Source organism: Burkholderia sp. E168m23 (genome assembly GCF_016586125.1).
Lineage (GTDB): Bacteria > Pseudomonadota > Gammaproteobacteria > Burkholderiales > Burkholderiaceae > Burkholderia > Burkholderia orbicola.
The window spans coordinates 1-4,884 of record NZ_BCPP01000539.1; the positions used below are offsets into that span (position 1 = coordinate 1).

A 4,884-nucleotide genomic window follows, 5' to 3' on the forward strand; every position below is an offset into this window, starting at 1 on the left:
CGTCGTGACCGTCGAGCGCAGCGTGTCGGCCGCGGCGGCCGGCAGCAGCGCATCGAGCGAGCGGTGCACGTAGGCCGGCTCCTTCCAGTCGTCGATCTGCACCGGAATCAGGTCGCCCGCATCCGCGAGCCGCTCCAGCTCCGCGCGGTACGAACGGCGCGGCAGCCGATAGTAATCGGCCACCCAGTCCGCACGCACGACGCCGAGCGCGCGGCACGTATAGTCGAGCAGCGCAGGCAGCACGGCTTCGCGCGGCGGCAGGTCGCGCGTATCGTCCCAGTCGGGTAGCACGCGTTCGCGCACGTCGTACACGCGCTGGAAATTGCGACGCGCCGACACCATCAGGTCGCCCGTCGTGAACAGCACTTCCAGGTGACGCTTCTCGGGCTTGCGATCCCACCAGCCGTTGCCCTTCACGCCGTCCTCGCGCGCGAAATCGGCCGACCGCACCGGGCCTTCCTCGCGAATCCGCGCAAGCAGCCGTTCGATCTCCGGACGATTCTGCTCGTGCCATTCGGCCGCATATTTCCAGCCCATCCCCGACGGATCGAGCATCTTGTAGCGCATCAGCCCGAACTGCTCGATCGGCAGGAAACACGCTTCATGCGACCAGTATTCGAACAGGCGCGCCTCGGCGAGATGTTCGTCGAGCCAGTGCGGCGAGAAATCGCCGAGGCGGCTGAACAGCACGAGATACGGGCTGCGCGCGACGACGTGGATGGTGTCGATCTGCAACTGCGCCATCCGGCGGATCGTGTCGAGCACGTCGGCCTTGGTCGCCTTGCGGCGGGGCGGCGTGAGCAGGCCCTGTGCGGCGAGATGCAGGGCGCGGGCAGAGGCGGGCGAGAGCGTGAGCATCGGCAGGACGGTCGAGGGTGGCGATCGGGAACCACTTTAGCGCGAAAGCGGCGCGCGCGTGCGACGCGCGGCTGCCACGCGTCTGACAATGGTTGACAGATGCGTTGCGCAAGTTTCCCTATAGTGCAGTTCATGGCGCGACGACAAGTGCGCGCAACGATTCCGCTTCCGACGCACATATGTCCATGGCACGCAGGAAGCGAATCCGGGATTCTCAACCCCCATCGGGAGACCCGGAGCCCTGAGCGAACATCCACGCGGCTGTGCACCGGCCCCGTGTGGATGTTCGCTAATTTTTTTGTTTTTCCGGTTTTCGTCCGTCGCCGAGCGACAGGTCATGTCGCGGCGCCGCCGCTTATGCCCGCTTGCCGCGCGCGACTTCGTCGCCGGCGCCCGGCGGCAGCTGTCGCGTGATCGGAATCGACGCGAACGAGCACAGCCCGACCACCAGGAATGCCGGCCAGAAATCCGACCACACCATCGCCTGATGGCCCTGGAGCCAGTGCGACACGTGCAGCACGAGGCCGGCCACCGTCACGCCGAGGCCGAGCGACATCTGCTGCACGACGCTGCCGAGGCTCGTCGCGCGGCCTGCGTCGCGCGGCGAAATGTCCGCATAGATCATCGAATTCAAACTCGTGAACTGCAGCGCGGGGAAGATGCCGCCGACGAGCACGATCAGCCAGATCGCCCAGGTCGCCATGCCGGGATGGAACACGCCGTAGGCGGCGATCGCGAGGCCCGCGAATGCCGCGTTGTAGATCAGCACCGTGCGAAAGCCGAAGCGGCGCAGCGTATGCGTGGCCGTCGAGCGGCTGACCGCGCCGCCGAGCGCGGACGCGCACGTGATGAGGCCGGAATGGAACGCGCTCATGCCGAGCCCTTCCTGCAGCGCGAGCGGCAGCAGGAACGGTACCGCGCCGAGGCCGATGCGAAACAGCGACCCGCCGACGACGCTCGCGTGGTACGTCGGGATCTTCAGGAAACTGAGGTCGAGCACCGGGCGCTCCTTGCGGCGCGCGTACGGCACGTACAGCGCGAGCATCGCGGCGCCGGCCGCGCACATGATGATGGCGTTCGAGCGCGACGTGAGCGAACCGTCGATCAGCGTGAGGCCCATCAGCAGCAGCGCGGCGCCGCTGGCCGACAGCAGGAAGCCGAACCAGTCGAGCGGGCCCGGATCGGGCTCGTGCGTGTTCGCGATGTGCTTGCTCGCGAGGTAGATCCCGTAGATGCCGATCGGCACGTTGATGAAGAAGATCATCCGCCAGTGCAGGTAGGTCGTGATGAAGCCGCCGACGAGCGGCCCGACCGTGGGCCCGAACAGCGCGGGAATCGCGAGGTAGTTCATCGCGCGCACGAGATCGGCGCGCGGCACCGCGCGGAAGATGATGATGCGGCCGACCGGCACCATCATCGCGCCGCCGACGCCCTGAATGAAGCGCGCGAACGTGAGCACGCCGAGGGAGTTGGACGCCGCGCACATCAGCGAACCGACGACGAAGATGCCGATCGCGGTGCGGAACACGGCGCGCGCGCTGAAGCGGTCGGCGAGCCAGCCGCAGATCGGGATGAACACGCCGAGGCCGACCACGTAGGCCGTGATCGCAATGTTCAGGGTGACGGGGTTGTGCCCGAAGTCCCTCGCCATCGCAGGCAGGGCGGTGACGATGATGTTCGCGTCGACGCTTTCCATGAACAACGCACAGGCAACGATGAGCGGTGCTAGAAAGACGGGCGACATGGGCTGGGCGCGCGGTAAAGACGCCATTATGCCCACAATGTGACCGCTGCGTCACGTACGACAACAGTTGTTCCGCATGTTGCAACAGTCGTCCTTTCCGGCGGGTGGTGCGGAAAGAACGACTGCGCCCATGCGGTCGACGGGCTGCTCGTGCGTGTTGCCTCCATGTGGCCGACAAACCGCGCGGCGTTGCCGTGGCGGAACGTGTGCGCGCTTTCCGGGGGCGCCAGGAAGTCGGCGCGGCGACCGTGGATCGACGCGTTGCGCGGCGCGCCGGCCACTCGTTGGTCTCGGTGGCGAGCGTGCGCGAACACGGCGAACGGTGTTGAAGCGGGTGCGGTCAGGTCGATTCCTTTTGACGGCGTGGCGGTGCGTTCCTAAAATATGAGCGCTTGCTCATATTTTAGGAACGCACCTTTCCACCATGTCCGATTCGTCCTCGCGTATGCCGCTTTCGCCGCGCAAGGCGCCGCGCCAGCGCCGCTCGGTGGCCACCGTCGATGCGATCGTCGAGGCGGCCGCCCGCATTCTGGAGCGCGACGGCTTCGCCGGTTACACGACGAATGCGGTCGCGGCGCTGGCCGGCGTGAGCATCGGCTCGCTCTATCAATACTTCCCGAACCGCGATGCGCTGACGGCCGCGCTCGTCGAGCGCGAGAGTGCGCATCTGCTCGACGACGTCGACCGGGCGGCCGCGCTGTCGTCCTGCGACGACGTGCTGCGCGCGCTGGTGCGCGGGGCCGTCGCGCACCAGATGCGCCGGCCGGTGCTCGCGCGGCTGATCGATTTCGAAGAGGCGCGGTTGCCGCTCGGTGCGCGCACCGAGCGGGTCGCGGATCGCATCCACGCAACCTTGCTGCATGCGCTCCGGTTGCGCGATGCGCCGCGCGTCGCCGCGCCCGACGTGGTCGCGCACGATCTGCTCGCGATCGTGAAAGGCATCGTCGATGCGGCGGGCGCGCGCGGCGAAACCGATGCGAACGCGCTCGAAGCGCGTGCGTGGCGGGCGGTGCGCGGTTATCTCCGGGAGTCGCGCGAACCCAAACTTGCTTGACATGCATGTTTCGTGCGACAGTCGGACCCACTCGCACCACAACATGACGCGTATCGATCGAAGGCCATCGAGACGAACGCGCGCGCGAACGAGACCTCGTGCCGATCCACTCACCAACGAAAGGAGGGGACACGCCATGACGTCACGTCGTGCCGCACCGCTTGCATCTCGCTTCCCGTCGCGTCAGTCACCGCCCGCGCCGCGTCTGCGCTGGGCCGCCGCACTGGCCATCGCCTATCTCGCCGTCGCCGGCTGCGCCGCGCAGGCCGACAATGCGAACCAGGCCGCCGCGCAAGCGGCCAGCCAGTCCGCGCTGCTGGCCACCACCGCAGCCGCGCCGGCTCCCGCGTCGGGCACGCTGCTGCCACCGCCGAGCCAGCTCTACGGCGACCTGTTCGTCGCGGTGCAGACCGCGCAGCTCTATCCCGACCAGAAGACCTTCGTCGACGCCACGCCCGATACCGACCCCGCGACGATCGTGCAGTTGTATCAGCAACAGAAATCGCAGCCGGGCTTCTCGCTGAAGGCGTTCGTCGACCAGCATTTCACGCCGCCCCCGGCAGGCGGCGTGACGCCGCCGCCGAACCAGACGCTGCGCGAGCACATCGACTGGCTGTGGCCGCAGCTCACGCGCACGAGCACCACGGCGCCGCCGTACAGTTCGCTGATTCCGCTGCCGAAGCCGTACGTCGTGCCGGGCGGCCGCTTCCGCGAAGGCTACTACTGGGATACCTATTTCACGATGCTCGGGCTGCAGGTGTCCGGGCGCGAGGATCTCGTCGACGACATGCTCGACAACTTCGCGTACCTGATCGATACGGTCGGACACATCCCGAACGGAAACCGCACGTACTACGCGAGCCGCTCGCAGCCGCCGTTCTTCGCGTACATGGTCACGCTCGCCGCGCAGGTCGAAGGCGACAAGGTCTACCAGAAATACCTGCCGGCGCTGCGCAAGGAGCATGCGTACTGGATGCAGGGCGAAACCACGACGCCGCGCGGGCAGGCGGCGCGCCACGTGGTCGCGATGCCTGACGGCGCCGTGCTGAACCGCTACTGGGATGCGCGCGACACGCCGCGCGACGAGTCGTATCTCGAGGACGTGACGACCGCGAAGTCGGTGCCGTCCCGTCCCGCGAACGAGGTGTACCGCGACCTGCGCGCGGGTGCCGAAAGCGGCTGGGGACTACAGCTCGCGCTGGTTCGGCGACGGCAAGACGCTCGCGAC

Annotated in this window: 3 protein-coding genes and 1 pseudogene; 2 read left to right on the forward strand and 2 right to left on the reverse strand. The window is 67.6% G+C overall.

The window, feature by feature from the left end:
• A partial coding sequence (locus tag JMF90_RS24150; RefSeq protein ID WP_201325513.1) for a winged helix-turn-helix domain-containing protein occupies positions 1 to 858 on the reverse strand: 858 nt, incomplete at its 3' end.
• A gap of 355 nt (positions 859 to 1,213) precedes the next feature.
• Entirely contained in the window at positions 1,214 to 2,602 is a 1,389-nt protein-coding gene (locus JMF90_RS24155; protein ID WP_012339682.1) for an MFS transporter, read from the reverse strand.
• Positions 2,603 to 3,026: 424 nt separating this feature from the next.
• On the opposite strand from JMF90_RS24155, the gene JMF90_RS24160 reads away from it, so the two are divergent.
• Positions 3,027 to 3,656: a TetR/AcrR family transcriptional regulator gene (locus tag JMF90_RS24160; RefSeq protein WP_201317095.1), complete on the forward strand. Its 630-nt coding sequence runs from the start codon at positions 3,027 to 3,029 to the stop codon at positions 3,654 to 3,656.
• Between the two features lie 136 nt (positions 3,657 to 3,792).
• A pseudogene (locus tag JMF90_RS24165) lies at positions 3,793 to 4,884 on the forward strand (trehalase family glycosidase); the annotation flags it as partial.